Genomic DNA, 17,553 nt, shown 5'->3' with positions numbered 1-17,553 from the left:
AATCAACGGAACGAAGCAGAACTGAAAGAGAGGACAGTACCATGATGATTGCCCGTTTGAGAGGGTTCATTCAGCAATGGCGTGGTCCTGGCCTCTTTTTCCTCGGCGCGTTATCGGCGGCACCCCCGGCATTGGCTGGGGAGGCCGTTGGCACATCCGAGCCGCGGGTGACGACGCAGGCGGGGGCGATTGAGGGACGGATGCTGCCCTCCGGCGTTCGCGCGTTTCTGGGCGTGCCTTATGCCGCACCGCCGGTACGGGATTTGCGCTGGCGGGCGCCCCAGCCGGTGGCGGCCTGGAAGGGCATCTATCATGCCGACCGGTTCGGCCCGCAATGCATGCAGCAGCAGCGCGGCATCCTGACCAACCAGTATTCCGGCGCGGAAGTCACCAGCGAAGACTGCCTTTATCTCAACATCTGGGCCAAGCCGGGACTCAACAAGGCGCCCGTGATCGTCTTCCTGCATGGGGGCGGCTTCTTCATCGGCGCGGGCAGCATGGCGCTGTACGGTGGCGAGACTGTCGCCACGCGGGACATTGTCTTCGTCAATCTCAATTATCGCGTCGGCCCGCTTGGCTTTTTCGCGCATCCCGAACTGACCTCTGAATCGGGGCATAAAGCATCGGGCAATTATGGATTCCTGGACCAGATCGCCGCGCTGCGCTGGGTGCGGGAGAACATCGCGCAATTTGGCGGCGATCCTTCCAATGTGACCATTGCTGGTCAGTCGGCCGGGTCGATGTCGGTTCTCGCTTTGCAGGCCAGCCCGCTTGCCAAGGGTCTTTTCCAGCGCGCCGTGGGCATGAGCGGTGCGCTCATCGGCTCGGCGGGGCCGGGTGCCATGCGTCCCCTGGCGCAGGCCGAGCAAGATGGCGTGCGGCTGCAGGTCATCTGGAAGGGCAGCAACCTCGCTGATCTTCGCGCCATGCCCGCCGACCGGCTGGTCGTGCCGCGCGTGCCCGGATCTCCGCCGGTCGGCCCGATCGAAGATGGCTATGTGCTGCCTTATCCCATCGACGAGGCTTTCAACCGCTCCGCCCAGAGCGATGTCCCGCTCATGCTCGGCTTCACGCGCGATGAATCGCTCGGTGGCCTCGGCCCTGTGCAGACGCTGGCTGACTACAAGGCGCGGGCTGCGGCCGCATTTGGCGATCGTGCCGACGCCTTCCTGAAGCTCTACCCGGCGGCGACCGATGCTGAAGCGAAAGCGCAGGCGCGGGTTGCGGATCGGGACGGGACGATGGCGGCGGCGATGGATGCCTGGGCGCGGGCGCAGGTCGCGAAAGGCAAAGCGCCGGTTTACAGCTATATGTTCGCCCGCCCGCATTCCTACCCGACAGGGGTGCACATCCCCGACCTCGATCCCGCGACGGCCGGCGCTTACCACACCTCGGAAGTGCCGTTCTGGCTCTCCACGATCGAGAGCTTCAATCGCTTCCGCCCCATGCGGGACTGGTCCCAGGCCGACCGCGCGTTCAGCAGCGCGATGACGGATTCGCTCGTCGCCTTTGCCCGCTCGGGGAAGCCGGACACGCAGCAACTGAAATGGGTGACGTTCGACCCGGCCCGTCCGCGCCTGCTCGAACTCGGGGCCGATGCACATATCGCTGCCTGGCCGGACGAGCGCAGGCTGGCGTTCTTCCGTGCCGCGCCCGCCCAGCGTCCCGCAGGTGGCGCGGCGCGCGACTGACCGGCGAACGCCTGCCTGAAGACGCGCACTAGGACATGAAGAAGGCGAGATAGATATGCGGATGATGACATCGATGGCGCTGGTTCTGGCGCTCGCTGCAACGAGCCATGCCTCCCCATCGCTTGCCCGCGACGCGGTGTCGTCCAGCGATCAGGCCAGCGAGCACGTGCGCACCAGAATGGCGCTGGCGGACGGCTGGCAGTTCAATCTGGTCGGCGAGGCAGGTCCCGCCGCGCATTACCCGAAGCCGGAGAACTGGAAGCCGGTCTCGGTGCCGCACAGCTGGAATCGCGTCGGCTATTATCTCTCCGACCCGGAAACGCATGTGAATTCGGCGGAGACAGTCAACAAGATCCAGGGCGTCGGCTGGTATCAGCTGACCTTCACGCCCGCCGCGGCGAATGCGGGCAAGCGCGCCTTTCTGGAATTCGATGCAGCCAGCCGGACGGCCGAGGTGTGGCTGAATGGCGTGCGCTTGGGTGAGCATCGCAATCCGTTCGGTCGCTTCCGCCTGGATGCCAGCTGCGTGATCCGCTTCGGCGAGCCCAATTCGCTCTACGTGAAAGTCGACAACACCCAGCCGCGTCTGGGGAACAGCACTGAGGACGTGCTGCCGATGACCGGCGATTTCTTTGTGCGGGGCGGGCTGTATCGGCCCGTCAGTCTCGTCATGACCAATCCGGTCCATATCGACATGCTCGATCATGGCGGGCCGGGCATCTACGCCGCGACCCGCAGCGTCGAGAGCGGTCGGGCGACCATCGATCTGCTCGCGCGGCTCAGAAACGACAGCGCCTCCGCGCAGCCGGTGACGATCGACGCGCAATTGCTCGATCATCGCGGCAAGGCGGTCGCGACATGGCGCGAGACGGCGCAGCTGGCCGCTGGCGCGGTCAGGGAGATGCGCGGCGCGCTGGTCGTCGCCAATCCACATCTGTGGAACGGCACGGCCGATCCCTATCTCCACACGCTGCGCTTCGAGATGCGGTCTGCCACCGGCGAACTGCTCGATGCACTGGACCAGCCCTTCGGCATCCGCACGCTGAGGCTCGACCCGAAGGAGGGCTTTTTCCTCAACGGCAAGCGTACGCCGCTCGTCGGCGTGGGGCTGCATCAGGACAATGAAGCCGCCGACTGGGCCATGACGCCCAAGGACGTGGCAGAGACGGTGGACATCATGCGGGATATGGGCGCCAACTCCCTGCGCCTCGCCCATTATCAGCACGGCCAGCCGATCCACGACCTCGCAGACCGCTATGGCCTCATCCTGTGGGACGAGATCGCGCTGGTGACAGCCTGGACCAATGCCCGCGACCAGACCGAAGCGCCGGCGGGCATTCGCGAGAATGCGCGGATGCAATTGCAGGATCTCATCAAGCAGAATTACAATCACGCCTCGGTCGCGGTGTGGGGCATCGCCAATGAAGTGGATTTCGGCCCGGGCCGGCCGGACTTTCTGGGCCGCCCACCGGAGGTGCTGGCCAATCCGCGCCCGCTGCTTGACGAGCTGAACGCGCTGGCCAAATCGGTCGATCCGCTACGGCCGGTCGTGCTGGCGCAATGCTGTGAAGGGCGAGGCATGCCCGACGTGCCGCCCGTTGCGGAGTCGGTCGATGCCGTCGGCGCCAACCGTTATTATGGCTGGTATTATGGCGAGCCGGATCAGCTTGGCGCGCATCTCGATGAACTGCGCGCCAAGCGACCCGATCAGCCGATTTCGATCAGCGAGATCGGGGCTGGCGGCGCGGCCAACATGGCATCGGACAATCCGCTGGGCGGCCCGATTGAATCTGCTGGGCGGACCCAGCCGGAAGCCTTCTTCTCCTGGTATCATGAGCAGAGCTGGAAGGTGCTCAAGGATCGGCGCGATCTTTGGGGCATCTGGCTGTGGAACGGCTTCGATTTCGGCTCGACGGTGCGGCGCGAGGGCGATGCGCAGGACATCAATACCAAGGGCATCGTCACCTATGATCGCAAAATCAGAAAGGACATTTTCTACTTCTATCGCGCGAACTGGTCCGACAAGCCGACCGTCCACATCAACGGCCGTCGCTATGTGGACCGCGCCTATCCCGTCACCGACATTCGCGTTTACAGCAATGCCCCGGAGACCCTGCTCACGGTGAATGGCCGCACGCTGGGCGGTCTGAAGGATTGCCCCGACAGTGTATGCGTATGGCCGGCCGTGCGCCTGAAGCAGGGCGGCAATGTCATCGAAGCCCGTGGCGTGTTCCCGTCCGGCCCGGTCATGGATCGGATCGACTGGACCGTCGCGCCGGCGCAGGCCCGCAGCTTCCGCATCGACAGCGGCGCGCTCGTCGCCGCGCGCGCGGACGTGAAGTTCGGCTCGGATGAATTCTTCGTCGGCGGTACGGCAGGCACGACCGATCAGCCCGGCGGACGCGGCCGCCAGGCCGTCCTCGCCGAGATTAGCGGAACGGATCGGCGCGATGTGGTCGCGAGTTTTCGGCAGGGGAAGGCGTTCCAATACCGAATCCCCGCCGCCGATGGCCGTTACCGCGTCACGCTGAGCTTTGTGGAGCCAGACAAGGGCGTCGGCGAGCGGCGGTTCAGCGTCACCGCCAATGGCAGGCCGGTCCTGCAAGCCTATGACATTCGCGCCCGGGCTGGCGCCGTCCGCGCGGCCGTGCGTGAGACGTTCGACGTCGATGTGACGGGCCAGATGCTGACGCTGCAGTTCAAGGCTTCCGTTGGCGAGGCGGTGGTTTCCGCCATTGAGGTCGAACCGGTTGGTAACTGAGCCGGATTCTGGCGTTGCCCGTCGCGCTGTAGTGGCGGGCGCGGTGTCTGCGTTCGCAGCAGGATGCACGCCTTCGCTGGTTCGGCCCGCGGCAGAAGCGAGGCCGCTCGGACTGGCGAGCATCACCGTCGCGCAGGCGCTCCAGCGCGACTATGCGGGTACCCTCAAGGCCGCCAAAGCGATGGGGTACACCCATTTCGGTTTCCCGCTCGCCGCGCTCTCCCCCCGCCAGCCGCCGGCGCCCGATCCGGTCGAGGTCGCCGCGATGGTGCGGGATGCCGGTCTGTCGGTCGGCGTCGTGCGGCTGGGTTACGGCGTGGCGCCGGCAATGCAGATGGCCACAGCGCGCAAGATCGGCGCAACGATTGTCGCGCAATCGGCCGCGCCGGTGTTCTTCGAGGGCGCGGTCCCCGGCAAGACGACGCGCGCGGCGTTCGAGGCGTGGCTGCCGCGACTAAACGATCTTGCGCGCGCGGCACATGAAGAAGGCCTGCGTCTGGTTTTCCACAATCACGGCTGGGACCATGTTCCGCTCGAGGGAAAGACCCCGCTCGCGTTGATCGCGGAGCGGTTTGCGCCCGGCGAGGTGGATTTCGAGATCGATCTGGCATGGGCCGCCTTGGGCGGCGCCGAGCCTCTGAGGCTCGTCCGCGCGCTGGGGCCGCGCGTCCTCGCCATGCATTTCAAGGATGTCGATCCATCGCGCGGGCCATCGGAGCATGACCGGCTGGTCCCGCCGGGCGATGGCATATTGAACTATGCGCGGCTGATACCGCTGCTCGATAGGATGACCAACGCGATCGGCTATGTCGAAGTCGATGCGCCGGAGGACGAGATTGCAGCCGCCGGCCGGGGCGCGGTGTTCGTGCAGCGCGTGCGGCGAGGCTCGGTCTCGGACCGCTGATAGCCGACACATTCAGGGGAGGGGTCTGTGATGAAAGTTCTGGTTCGCGCGGCTTTGTTTGGCGCCACCGCCTTTGCGGCATGGGGGCCGGCCGCCGCTCAGGATAGCGCGTGGAAGGCGGGGGCGGCGAAAGTCGAGACTACACCCGATGCGTCCACGCTCAGCCCCGGCGACATCATTCGTGATCCCCTCTACGTCCGCGCCCTTGTCATCGCCAATGACAAGAACTGCGCAGTCCTTGTCGGCGCCGATCTGATCGGCATATCCGACGCGGTCGCGGAGCAGGCGATCGCCCAAGCGGCAAAGATCACGGGGTGCCCGCAAGAGAATTTCGTCGTGTCGGCCACTCATACGCATAGCGCATCCGGCTCGTCGCGCTTGCGCGCGGGTGCGGGGCCGGACGCGGCCTTGGCCATCGTCAAGGCGGTGACAATGGCCAAGGCCGCGTTGCGGCCTGCCACAATCGGCTTTGGCACGACGCAGGTGGACCTCAACATCAATCGCGACCTGTTGCGGGACAACCGCTGGGCACAGGGGGCCAATCCTGACGGACCATCCGACAAGACATTGGCAATTCTTGAAGCGCTGGGGGAGGATGGCCTACCGATCGGCGTCTATCTCAACTACGCCATGCACCCGATCAATTTCTACATGTCGGGCGTGGTGAGCGCGGACGTGCCGGGCGAAGCCTCGCGCTATATCGAGCGGCGCTATGGCGACGCCACGGTGGCAATTTTCGCGCAAGGCGCTTCCGGTGACCAGAACCCCAGATTCACGCGGGCGCAGAATAGATTAAGTCGCGTGCGCACGGGCGTGCCCGGCGCGTCGGACATGCGCGTTCTGGCAGAGGGCCAGCCGAGCGCCGGAGTGTCGATGGCGGACCGTATGGCCGCGTTGGGCAGCCCTGTGCCAGCACAAAGGCGGGCGGACTATCTTGCTGCGGTCGAGGACGTCAGCCAGATCGTCGCGGCAGGGGGAGCGCTTCTCGGGGAGAGCGCGATTGATCTCATGCATTTCGGCACGTTGGCGCGCAGCCGGCAGGGGGTGATTGCGGGCGCGGTCAGGCAGTTGCAATGTCCGGGGCGAGACCGGCTGGACCGGGACAATCCCGTCCGGGAAGGCGCCGCTCCACCCTATGCCGACGGGGAGCCGGTGACGATCCGCGCGGGCATGTTGAAGATCGGCCCGGTCTATATCAGCGCGATCAATGGCGAGGTCTACAGCGAGATCGGCACGCGTCTCAAGCGTTCCACCCCTAGCTTGCAATTGATGATGACCTCGCTGGCCAACGGATCGGCCAATTCCGGCTATATTTATTCCGACGCTGCGCGCTCGCATTTGACCTTTCAGGTCATTGGGTCTCGCCTGCAGCCGGGCTGCGCCGAAGACGCCATCGTGAGATCCGCACTCGAGATGATCGACGAATTGAAATGAGGGGGTGGGCGAGTCGGCGTTCATTTGAACCCGATTTATTGGTCAGGCAAATGTCGGTCGGTATCCCGTTGGCCATGCCATTCCACCGATCCTGCAATAAAATCCTAGTAAAATCTGATATTTGTAAAGGTTTTGGTCCTACTGTTCTTGGCTGGGCAGTCATCACTTCTCTGTCTGGCATGCTGACCAAATTGTCATTGCAATTGCTATATTGTCGTGCAAACTGGTAAAACCAATAAGGGCAAACAGGGAGAGGGAATGTGCGCCTGAAAGCATGGATGCTTGCCGGTGGCAGCGCGATAATCATCGCCACGCCCATGGCGGCAATAGCTCAGTCTCAAACATCATCTACCGCTGCGCCGCAGTCTTCGGCATCGTCGCAAGAAGAAGGTGGTGTCGAGCAGATCATCGTCAGCGCTTCGCGCATCGATCGTGCAGGGTTTATTGCGCCCAGTCCGACCGTCGTCATCGGCGCAGAGCTGTTGCAGGACAGGGCGGCGGTTAACGTCGCCGACGTCATCAACGAGGTTCCGTCCTTCCGGCGCAGTCAGGCTCCGGAAAGCGGCGGCATCGGCAATTCCGGCGCGAACAATGCCGATTTGCGTGGCCTGGGCGCGGTGCGCACGCTTGTCCTCCTGGACCGGATGCGCTTGCCAGCCGTCAATGTGCCCGGCTCGGCGGTGGCCGGCGCGACCGATCTCAATCTCATTCCCTCGGCCCTGATCCAGCGCATCGACGTGGTGACGGGCGGCGCGTCTGCGGCTTATGGCTCGGATGCCGTTGCTGGCGTGCTCAACCTGCAGCTCAATACCCGGCTGGATGGCGTCAAGGGTTCGGTGCAATGGGGGCAGACCAAATATGGCGACGCCGATGACATGTTCGCCTCGCTTGCATTCGGAACGCAGTTCGCGGGCGGTCGCGGGCGTTTCGTCATTGGCGGCGAATATGGCAGCAATGACGGCACCGATCTTTTCAATGACAAGCGGCCCTGGGGAAGGCGGAACGTCAGCAGCGTCACGCTGCCGAACAGCCGGGCCGCCGGACTGCCGGCCAACCTGATTACCGACGATGTGATTTTCGGCATGCTGACGACGGGCGGCCTGATCAGCCCGACCGCTGCCGGCAATCCAGCGGCGCTGCGTAATCTGCAGTTCGTCGTCGGGCCGAACGGAACCGTGACGACTGCGCCCTTCAATGCCGGGCTCTATCAGGGCCAGATCGGCACCAACATGGTCGGCGGAACCAATGTGTCGCCCTATCAGGTGCTCCGCGCCAACACGCAGCGCTACAATCTCGCGGCACATGCCGAATATGATCTCTCCGACAGCCTGACGTTATGGGCGCGCGGACTCTACTCCAACACCGAGGCGCAGAATATCAGCGCCCAGATTAGAGCGGCGACGGGCGGGACGACCGGTTTCCTCTCGATCAGCCGCAACAATCCCTATTTGCAGCAGGCGCTGACGCCAGCCCAGTTCGCGCTCATCCCCGCCAACGGGTCGTTGACGGTCGGCTATCTCGGCAATGATTTCGGCCCGCCGATCCTGCGCAACGCCAGTAAGACCTACAGCCTGTCCAGCGGCTTGCGCGGCGAACTGGGTGGTTCCTGGCGGTGGGATGCGGCCGTTCAATATGGCCGTAACAGAAGCTCGCTGGACCAGGCCAATACGCCCATCACCGCGAATTTCCTGAACGCGGTCAATGCCGTCACGTTGAACGGGCAGATCGTCTGCGCAAATGCCGCGGCGCGCGCGGCCGGCTGTCAGCCGATCAACATTCTCGGGCGTGCCAGCTATTCGCCGGCAGCCTACAATTACGCGTTCGGCACGACCCACGCAGTGGCGGAAACAACCTTGTTCGAGGCGAATGCCAACCTTAACGGGGATCTGTTTGCGCTGTGGGCGGGACCAGTTTCGGCAGGCGTCGGCGCCTCTTACCGGCGTGAAACCTTCGTCACCGACGCAGACGATCTGAGCCAGGCCGGTGCCTTCATGGCACGCGCACCCCGCGATTTTCCGAAGGCAAGCCAGTCGGTCAAGGAGGCCTATCTCGAGACGATCGTTCCGCTGTTGAGTGCGGACTGGGTCACGGGCTCGCTTGAATTCAACGGTGCCATCCGCCTGACGGACTATAGCGTCTCCGGCGAGGTGACGACGTGGAAAGCGGGTCTGGTCTGGAAACCGATCCCCGACATTCTGTTCCGGGGCACGCTCTCGCGGGATATTCGCGCACCCAGCCTGACGGAACTGTTCACAGCGGCCGTGGCGACTGTGCCCCGCCCGATCTATGCCGATCCCCGCGCCGGGTTCGCCGGGCAGCCCTCTTATGCGTATGACGTCGTCACGGGCGGCAATGCCGGCCTGACCCCGGAAATCGCCAAGACGTTTAGTGTAGGCGCTGTGTTCAACCCGCAATTCCTGTCGCGGCTGAACATCTCAGCGGATTATTTCCAGATCAAGATCCAGGACGCCATCGGCGCAACCGGAGCGGGCACGTCGCTGACCAACTGTCTGGGCACGGGCACGGCGGATCTGAGCAGCCCCTATTGCTCGCTGATCACCTTCGCCAATAACGATCCTGCGAACGGCGCTGTGCTCTCGGTGTTGGCGCAGAACGCCAACTTTGCCGAATTCAAGACCCGCGGCATCGACATGGCGTTGTCCTACATGCAGCCGGTCGATGAGATATTCGCCGGTGCGCAAGGGCGCATCACGCTCAGCGCACAAGCCACCCGCACGCTGGAATATCGCTCGACCTTCGACGTTTCGCTGGCCTACCCCAATGGTGTGAACCGTGCCGGGCAGACCGGTGCGATCTTCGGCGGGACAGCTGGCGTGCCGAAGTGGGTGGTGAACACTTCTCTCGCCTATCGCGGCACGCGGTTGGAAACGAGCGTCAACTTCCGCTGGATCAGCCGGAGCAAGTTCAACAACGCCTTCATCGGGCCGGACGAGCCGGGCTACAGCCCGACGCTGATCAACAGCATCAACAACAACATCGTCCCAGCGCGCGGCTATGTAAACCTGAGCGTGGCCTACAATGTGGGTTCGCAAGACCGGAAGGTGCAGATCTATGGCACGGTCAACAACCTGTTGAACCAGGAGCCGCCGCTCCCCGCCGTCAATAACAACGCCTGGTACGATCTGCTGGGCCAGAGCTTCAGGGTCGGGGTCCGCTTCGATCTCTAGAGGTTCTGAAAACTGACTGCAGTGGGAGGGGCAGATGCGCGCATTGGCAGGGATGAAACGGCTCGGCACGAGCCTGACAATTCTGGGTCTGGAGCTCTCATCTGCCTCCCTCCTTCACGCTCAGGTGCCCGGGCTGGCGGCACTGCATGTCGCGACGGCACAGGGGCAAATTCAGGGCGTCGCCACCGAAACCGGGGCAGCCTATCTGGGCGTGCCCTATGCGGCGCCGCCGGTCGGAGAGCTGCGGTGGCGATCACCGGCCCCGCCGCGCGCCTGGGCCGGCGTGAAGCAGGCCGACCATTATGGTCCACCCTGTGCTCAGGCGCCGCTGCGCGGGCAAACCGCGGTATCCAGCATCAGCAGCGAAGATTGCCTGACCCTCAATATCTGGGTGCCACGTGCGTCGGCGGAGCCAAAGCTGCCGGTCATGGTCTGGGTCCATGGCGGCGGTTTTCAGAACGGCATGGGCAGCAGTCCGACCTATGATGGCGTTGCCCTCTCCCGGCACGGGGTCATCGTGGTCACGCTCAACTATCGGCTCGGCGCGTTCGGCTTCTTCGCGCATCCACAGCTGACAGCAGAATCGCTCCATAAATCCTCCGGCAATTTCGGATTGGAAGACCAGATCGCCGCGCTGCGATGGGTTGCGGCGAACATCGCGCAATTCGGCGGTGATCCGGCCAATGTCACTCTGTTTGGTCAGTCGGCCGGCGGCGCCAGCGTTCTTGATCTGGTGACCTCCGATGTGACGGACGGGCTGTTCGCGCGCGCCATCATCCAGAGCGGCGCGGCGCGTAGCAGCATTGCGCCCCTCAATATGGCCGATGCGGAGCGGGAGGGCGAGAGCTTCGCCAACGGCCTCCCGCTATCGGCCTTGCGTGGCCTGGATACGGCGGCGGTCATCGAGATGGCGCAGGCAGCTGGCCAATCCGGCGCGCGCTTCTCGCCAGTGCAGGATGGCTACATCATCACCCGCGCCGCCACGGACGCCATCTCTGACCAGCGGCGCAAGCCCATCCCGCTGCTGATCGGCAGCAACGCGCGGGAAGGGCTGGCGGTTCTGCCGCCGGACAAGCTCGATGCTGCGATGGCCAGCGCGTTCGGTGCGAATGCGGCTGCGGCCCGCGCGGCTTATGGCTTGTCCGCCGAGATGCCGCCGGCGCCCGATCGCCTGATGGGAACGGTGGCGGAGCAATTCTCGACCGACAGCAGCTTTCGCTGCGGCGCCGTGCAGATCGCAGCAGCATCGGCAAGAGCGGGAGGGCCGGTCTGGCACTATCAGTTCGAGCAGTTCGTGCCCGGCCGTGAGGCGCGGGGCGCTGCGCATTCGTTCGAGGTGCCCTATGTGTTCGGCAATCTGCTGACCACGGGGTTTTCGGCTGCCGATTACAAGGCGGCCGACCGCCGTCTCTCTGATCTGATGGTCGAATATTGGACCAATTTCGCCAAGACCGGAAATCCAAATGGCGCAAAGCTGCCCGTTTGGCCGGCCTACCAGAAGGATCGCCGCGCCTATGCGCGGTTCTCCTCGGATCACCCCGGCGCGGTGGAACTCGGGACGGATCTGCGCGGCGAGATCTGCCGGCTTTTCCCCTGATCGATATCAACGAGGAGCAAGGATGTTATGAAGAGACCATTTGAGCCTGCCGTAAGAGCGCTGTCCCTGGCCGGTCTGGCCGCGCTGCTTTTCTCGGGAGCCGCGCCTGCGCTGGCCCAGAGCCAGGCCGGCGCGCAGCAGACAGCAGCAAAGCCGGCACCCAAGATGCGCTCGCGTTTGATGACGACGCTGACCGGGTGGGAAGTGGAAGACTATCTCAAGCGCAACGATGTCATTTTCGTGCCAGTTGGCCCGGTTGAGCAGAATGGCGGCAATCCGACGGATGTCGAATATGTCATCCCCCTCGCTTATGCGCAGGAACTGGCCGAGAAAGCGGACGGGCTCGTGATGCCCTACCTCGCTTATTTCTATCCCGGCGGGACGACGACCAGTCGGGGCACGGTGTATGTCTCGACATCCGACAGTCTGCCCTACCTCAAAGCGTTGACCCGCTCGCTCATTCGTCAGGGATTCCGTCGCATTATTTTCCTTACCTCGCACGGCCCGTCCCAGCAGACCATGCTGCCGCTGGTCCGCGAAATTTTCGATGAAGAGCATGTTCCGGTGCTGTGGATGGGGACGGACATGGTCCGCAAGTCGGAGCCGGGTCAGCCGCGCCCCGGCTTCGGTGACGGTCCGCCCAATGGCCGCAACCTGGTGAGCTATGGCGCTTATCAGTTGGTCGGCCGTCTCAACGATATGCCGGTCGGCCTCAGCCAACCTGAGCATGAGATCGAGCGCGATCCCAGTGCCGTGTCGCGCTATGTCCCTCCGTTCAGCGGCACGCCTGCCGGCAGTTTCTATCCCGACGCGGTGCTGCACGGGGGCTTCGTCAAGCCGGTGACCGAACAGGAGCGGGCGCAGTGGGGGCGGGAGGGGGCCGACCTTATTCGCTCCCAGGTCGCCTCCTTCGACGTGAACGGCCTGCTCACCGAATTGCGCAAGCGCGACGAGTTCACCAAGAAGCTCGAGAAGAAATATGGCGATCTTTTGCCCGGCAGAGGTCGCTAAAGGCGGACGGCACCGCCCCGCCCGGGAACGGCGGGGCGATCGCCACAATCAAATGCGCGCTGTTCAACAAAGTGGCAGGGATTGCGCTGGCCAGCGCGCTGCCGACATGAGATGGGTCCGGCCATGCGGTTCAAGGGCCTTGATCTCAACCTGCTCTACGCGCTCAGCGTATTGCTCGATGAACGCAGCGTCTCGCGTGCTGCGGCGCGGGTCAATATCAGCCAGCCGGCCATGAGCGCGGCATTGACCCGTCTGCGCGAATATTTTGCGGATGACCTGCTGGTCCAGGTTGGCCGCCGCATGGTCCCGACCGCTTATGCCGAGAGCCTCCAACCGCTGGTCTCCCAGTTGATCGAGCAAGCGGACCAGATCCTGTCGACATCCAGCACGTTCGATCCGGCGATCTCCAACCGTCGGTTCCGCATCAGCGTGTCGGATTATATGATGACTGTGCTGATCGGCCCGCTGATGCGCAGCCTCGGGACGATCGCGCCGGGCATCCGCATCGATGTCTACCCGACAGGGCCTGACGCGACGAGCTTTCTCGAGAAGGGCGAGGTCGATCTGGTCATCTGCCCCGAGCAATATCTATCCTCCGCGCACCCCAGCGAGATGCTGCTGGAAGATGAGCATGTCGTCATCGGCTGGGCGGGCAATCCGGCGCTGGCGGGGCCGCTGGATCGCGAGACGCTCTTCTCGCTGGGCCATGTCGCCGTTCGCTTCGGCCAGTCGCGCGAGAGCACTTTTGCAGAGCAGCAGGTTTTTCCGCAGCAGGACAAGCAGCGCACGGAACTCACGACGAACAGCTTTTCCAGCGTGCCCAGCCTGATCGTGGGGACGATGCGCGTGTCCTTCCTGCAGAAGCGGCTCGCGGATGCCTTTATCGATCAATTGCCCATCGTCGTGCGCCCGGATCCCCTTGGCCTGCCGCCGCTTCGGGAAATGGTCCAATATCATGCCGCCCGTGCGAATGACGCCGGGATACTCTGGCTGGTGCGGCAGATGCACCATATCCTCCACACCGAATGACCTATCCATAATCTTGATGGAACTGTATCTGAACAATTCATTTTTCAGATTTTCTACGCGACGATAGAACAGGCCCAAGGCCCGCTTCGGGGCTGTCATGCGCGCGGAGAGGGAGGTCGAAAGCTGCCGCACATGCTGTGCCTGCATCCGCGCTTCGCCCCTCTCATCAACATAATCATCGGACATAGACCATGCAGAGCCTGAACATTCTCGTCATCGGCGGCGGCATTGGTGGCCTGACCTCGGCCATCGCGCTGCGCAAGCAGGGGTTCTCCGTAACGGTGATCGAGCGTGATCCCAGCTGGAGCGTCTATGGGGTCGGCATCATCCAGCAGGGCAATGTCCTGCGCGCGGCGCACATGCTGGGCATATTGGACGACTATGCCGCGGCCGGCGTCGGTTTCGATGCCGTCGAGGTGTTCGCGCCCAATGGCGTTCAGGTGGCGCGGGTGCCATCGCCGCGCCTGCTGCCGGATTATCCCGCCAATCTCGGTGTCGGCCGCAGGCAGCTCCAGAAGGTGCTGGGCGATGCGGCACAAGGCGCCGGCGCCGAGATCCGCCTGGGCGTGACGGCGCAAGCGATCAGCGACGGGGATGACGCCGTCGAGGTGGCGTTCTCGGATGGCAGCGCAGGTCGTTTCGATCTGGTGATCGGCGCGGATGGCGTCTTTTCCAAGACGCGTGAGATGATCCTGCCGGACGCGGAAAAACCGCAGTTCACAGGGCAGGCCGTGTGGCGCTATAATCTCCCGCGCCCGGCCGATCTCGATGCGCTGCAGGTCTATAACGGGCCGATTGGCGCCGGTCTCGTGCCGATCAGCCCGGACCTCATGTATCTGTATGTCACCACGCCGGAGCCGGGCAATCCCTGGTATCCGCGCGAGGGCCTGGCTGCAGCGATGCGCGCCAAGCTCGCCGGCTGCGCCCCGGCCTTGCAGGCGCTGGCCGAGCAGATCGTCGATGACGAGGAGGTCGTCTATCGTCCGCTGGAAGGCATGCTGGTCGAAGGCCCGTGGAGCAAGGGGCGGGTGGTGCTGATCGGCGATGCCGTCCACGCCACCACGCCGCATCTGGGGCAGGGCGCCGGCATGGCGATCGAAGACAGTATCGTGCTCGCCGAGGAGCTGGCCCGTCACGCCTCCGTCGAAGAAGCGTTCGCGGCTTATCATGATCGCCGCTTCGAGCGCTGCGCCTACATCGTGCGCGCCAGCCTCGCCATTTGCATGGGTCAGATCGGAAAAGGCCCGCCTGTCGACAACGCCAAGGCCACCGCCGAGATGTTTGAGCGCACCGCCGGGCCGATTTGAAAAGGAACTGAAGATGAGCCGCGTCACTGAAATTCGCTATGTCGGCTATGCCGTTACCGATTTTGCCACCGAGTCCAGCTTCTATGAGAGCCAATGGGGCCTTGAGCGCGTGCCCAGCGACGATGGCATGGCGTGGTTCAAGACGCAGGGGCATGACGAGCATCATGTCGTCCGCCTGCGGCCCAGCGACGAGAACCGTGTCGATGTGATCGCCCTGGCTGCCGATAGCCGCGCCGATGTCGATGCGCTGTGCGAAAGGGTGCGGGCCTCGGCGGCCAAGCTGGTGAGCGAGCCGCAGGCTTTGACCACGCCCGGCGGCGGCTATGGCTTCCGCTTCTTCACGCCCGATGGCCTGCTGATGGAGGTCTCGTCCGATGTCGCGCGTGGCGAGGCGCGCGAGATCACGCGCTGGGAAGGCCTGCCGGTCAAGATCAGCCACATCGTGCTGCATTCGCCGGATCATCAGGCCGCCGTGCGCTTCTTCTGCGATGTCCTGGGCTTCAAGGTTTCCGACTGGCTTGGCGACTTCATGTGCTTCCTGCGCTGCAACAGCGCGCATCACCGCATCGCGCTGCTGCCTGGGCCGCCCTGCCTCAATCACGTTGCTTATGACATGACCGATGTCGACGGCATGATGGCGGGCATCAGCCGCCTCAAGCAGAACAAGACCGATATTCGCTGGGGGCCGGGGCGCCATACGGCCGGCGACAATACCTTCTCCTACTTTGTCACGCCCTCAGGCTTCGCGGTGGAATATACGGCGGAGCTGGAAGACGTGGATTTCGAAACGCATCAGCCCAAGGTCCATGTGCCCGCGCCGCGCGTGATGGATCAGTGGGGGATCGGCGTCGGCGGTCCGCAGACCATGCCACATCCGGAGGCCAATCCCGGCCTGTTCGTGGCAGTGGAGGCCTGATCCGTGGCGTTGTTCGAATATTTCCCCAACTACATCTGGAACCTCTCGGTCGCCATCGCGCTGGAGAGCGGCGGGCGCATCGGCGAAATCGTGGATATGTGCCAGCCGATCAAGGATGCCGCCGCCAGCGGCGCTGACGCCGGCACACCGCAGTTCATGGCGCAATGGGTACGCGTGGCGGATACGCTGGTCAGCCTTGCCGATGAGGACATCGCCAAGGGCCGGGCCATCTCGGCATCCGAGAAGCTGGAGCGGGCCGCGCTCTACCTGTTCGTCGCGGAGCGGATGCAGGGCCATGGCTCCCCGGGGCGCGAGGAAACCTACGCCCGGGCGCTGTCGATCTTCGCCCAGTCGACCGATCTCGGCAAGATCAACCGCGAACGGGTGGAGATCCCGCTCGGCGATGGCAGCATGATGTCGGCGCTCTACACGCGGGCGCTCGGCGAGGGGCCGCGGCCGGTGGTCGTCTACTGCAATGGCCTCGATAGCTGCAAAGAACTGCTCTACTGGTCGCGCCTGCCCGAGGCGCTGGCCCGACGCGGTGTCTCCACGCTCTGCGTCGATCAGCCCGGCACCGGCGAGGCGCTGCGGCTGCACAATCTGCCGGTCGATCCGCACAGCGAAAACTGGGCATCAAAAGCCGTCGACTGGCTGGAGACCCAGCCGGATGCCGACCCCAAGCGCATCGGCATGACGGGCATCTCGCTCGGCGGCCACTTCGCGCCGCGCGCCGTCGCCTTCGAGCCGCGCTTCGCCAGCGGTGCCTGCTGGGGCGCCAACCACAATTGGCGGGAAGTGCAGGACAAGCGCATCCGCCGCGAAGGCGAGAACCCCGTACCGCACTACTGGGCGCATGTGTTCTGGGCATTCGGTGCGACAGACATGGAGGATTTCCTCGCTAAATCCGAGGACATGAACCTCAATGGCCGCATGGATGGCGTGCGCGTGCCCTTCCTGGTCACCCACGGCGCACATGACCGCCAAATCAGCGTGGAATATGCCCATGACTGCTACGCGCAACTGGTCAACAGCCCCCGGCGCGAACTCAAGATCTTCACCGAGCGCGAAGGCGGGGTGGAGCATGTCGGCGCTGACAATATGTCTTACGGGCGCGATTATATTGCTGACTGGTTCGCCGAGACGCTGGGTGGCCATACCGATTGATCGAAAAAAACTTCGTCGGGTGCTGACGTCGCTTCCCGCCGCCCGTCGTTTTCGCAAGTCGCCATACCTCCTGTTAGAATGTCTTGTTTCCGCATCCAGCAGGTTGGGAGCGCGATAAGGGGACTAAGTTCTGCGAGGTACGGCGGGTCGGTCTATTGTCGGTGCAAATCGTTTAAGGTTCGAGAGCGGACCGGCGCAGGCTCGCCTCCTTTCGGCACGGCCGAGAGTCAGGAAGACATCGTACGCATTTTATCCATGGTTTCCATTGAGGATGCACCCCACAATATGAGGACTATCGAGCGCGCGCTGAATGTTTTGCGTGACGCAACGGCCGCGAAGGGCAAGGTGGAGACCCGTGGGGGTCGCGCTCGCGCTGTGGGTGCTCGCGAGCGCTGCCCGGACGGATGGCTGGTCGCGTTCTGGGAAGTGGCAGAATCGGACCATGAGACTGGGCGCAATCAGGGATTGCACGCCGCCTATAATGGCATTGTGAGACTGCTGCGCACCAGCGGAGGTCTGTCCGAAGACGCTGCGAGGATGAAATGAGGCCG

11 protein-coding genes are annotated in these 17,553 nt (G+C 64.0%); all 11 read left to right on the top strand.

Annotation, left to right across the window (positions count from 1 at the left end; translation table 11 throughout):
• Positions 1-41: 41 nt before the first annotated feature.
• The 11 genes from M2335_RS15095 to M2335_RS15045 all read left to right on the top strand — a co-directional run bounded on the left by M2335_RS15095 (position 42) and on the right by M2335_RS15045 (position 17,002).
• Positions 42-1,691, top strand: coding sequence for a carboxylesterase/lipase family protein (locus tag M2335_RS15095; RefSeq protein WP_264595206.1), 1,650 nt, complete (start codon positions 42-44; stop codon positions 1,689-1,691).
• A 55-nt stretch (positions 1,692-1,746) separates the two neighbouring features.
• Positions 1,747-4,452, top strand: a complete 2,706-nt coding sequence (locus M2335_RS15090) for a glycoside hydrolase family 2 TIM barrel-domain containing protein (protein ID WP_264595205.1) — start codon at positions 1,747-1,749, stop codon at positions 4,450-4,452.
• 43 nt (positions 4,453-4,495) lie between these two features.
• Complete coding sequence (locus M2335_RS15085) at positions 4,496-5,356, top strand: sugar phosphate isomerase/epimerase family protein (protein ID WP_264595204.1); 861 nt, start codon at positions 4,496-4,498, stop codon at positions 5,354-5,356.
• Between the two features lie 30 nt (positions 5,357-5,386).
• Complete coding sequence (locus M2335_RS15080; protein WP_264595203.1) at positions 5,387-6,790, top strand: neutral/alkaline non-lysosomal ceramidase N-terminal domain-containing protein; 1,404 nt, start codon at positions 5,387-5,389, stop codon at positions 6,788-6,790.
• Between the two features lie 260 nt (positions 6,791-7,050).
• A complete protein-coding gene (locus tag M2335_RS15075; RefSeq protein WP_264595202.1) occupies positions 7,051-9,978 on the top strand; it encodes a TonB-dependent receptor plug domain-containing protein in 2,928 nt (975 codons plus the stop codon).
• Between the two features lie 34 nt (positions 9,979-10,012).
• Positions 10,013-11,575: a carboxylesterase/lipase family protein gene (locus tag M2335_RS15070; protein WP_264595201.1), complete on the top strand. Its 1,563-nt coding sequence runs from the start codon at positions 10,013-10,015 to the stop codon at positions 11,573-11,575.
• 27 nt (positions 11,576-11,602) lie between these two features.
• Positions 11,603-12,586: a creatininase family protein gene (locus M2335_RS15065; protein WP_264574348.1), complete on the top strand. Its 984-nt coding sequence runs from the start codon at positions 11,603-11,605 to the stop codon at positions 12,584-12,586.
• Positions 12,587-12,709: 123 nt separating this feature from the next.
• Positions 12,710-13,615: a LysR family transcriptional regulator gene (locus M2335_RS15060; protein WP_264595200.1), complete on the top strand. Its 906-nt coding sequence runs from the start codon at positions 12,710-12,712 to the stop codon at positions 13,613-13,615.
• A gap of 191 nt (positions 13,616-13,806) precedes the next feature.
• Positions 13,807-14,922: an FAD-dependent oxidoreductase gene (locus M2335_RS15055; protein WP_264595199.1), complete on the top strand. Its 1,116-nt coding sequence runs from the start codon at positions 13,807-13,809 to the stop codon at positions 14,920-14,922.
• 13 nt (positions 14,923-14,935) lie between these two features.
• Positions 14,936-15,838, top strand: a complete 903-nt coding sequence (locus M2335_RS15050; RefSeq protein WP_264595198.1) for a VOC family protein — start codon at positions 14,936-14,938, stop codon at positions 15,836-15,838.
• A 3-nt stretch (positions 15,839-15,841) separates the two neighbouring features.
• The gene (locus tag M2335_RS15045; RefSeq protein ID WP_264595197.1) at positions 15,842-17,002 is read left to right on the top strand and encodes an alpha/beta hydrolase family protein; all 1,161 of its coding nucleotides are present in this window, start codon (positions 15,842-15,844) and stop codon (positions 17,000-17,002) included.
• Positions 17,003-17,553: the final 551 nt, after the last annotated feature.

The organism is Sphingobium sp. B12D2B, from assembly GCF_025961775.1.
Classification (GTDB): domain Bacteria; phylum Pseudomonadota; class Alphaproteobacteria; order Sphingomonadales; family Sphingomonadaceae; genus Sphingobium.
Note: the sequence above shows the minus strand (reverse complement) of the source record. Positions and strands in the feature narration are given on the sequence as shown.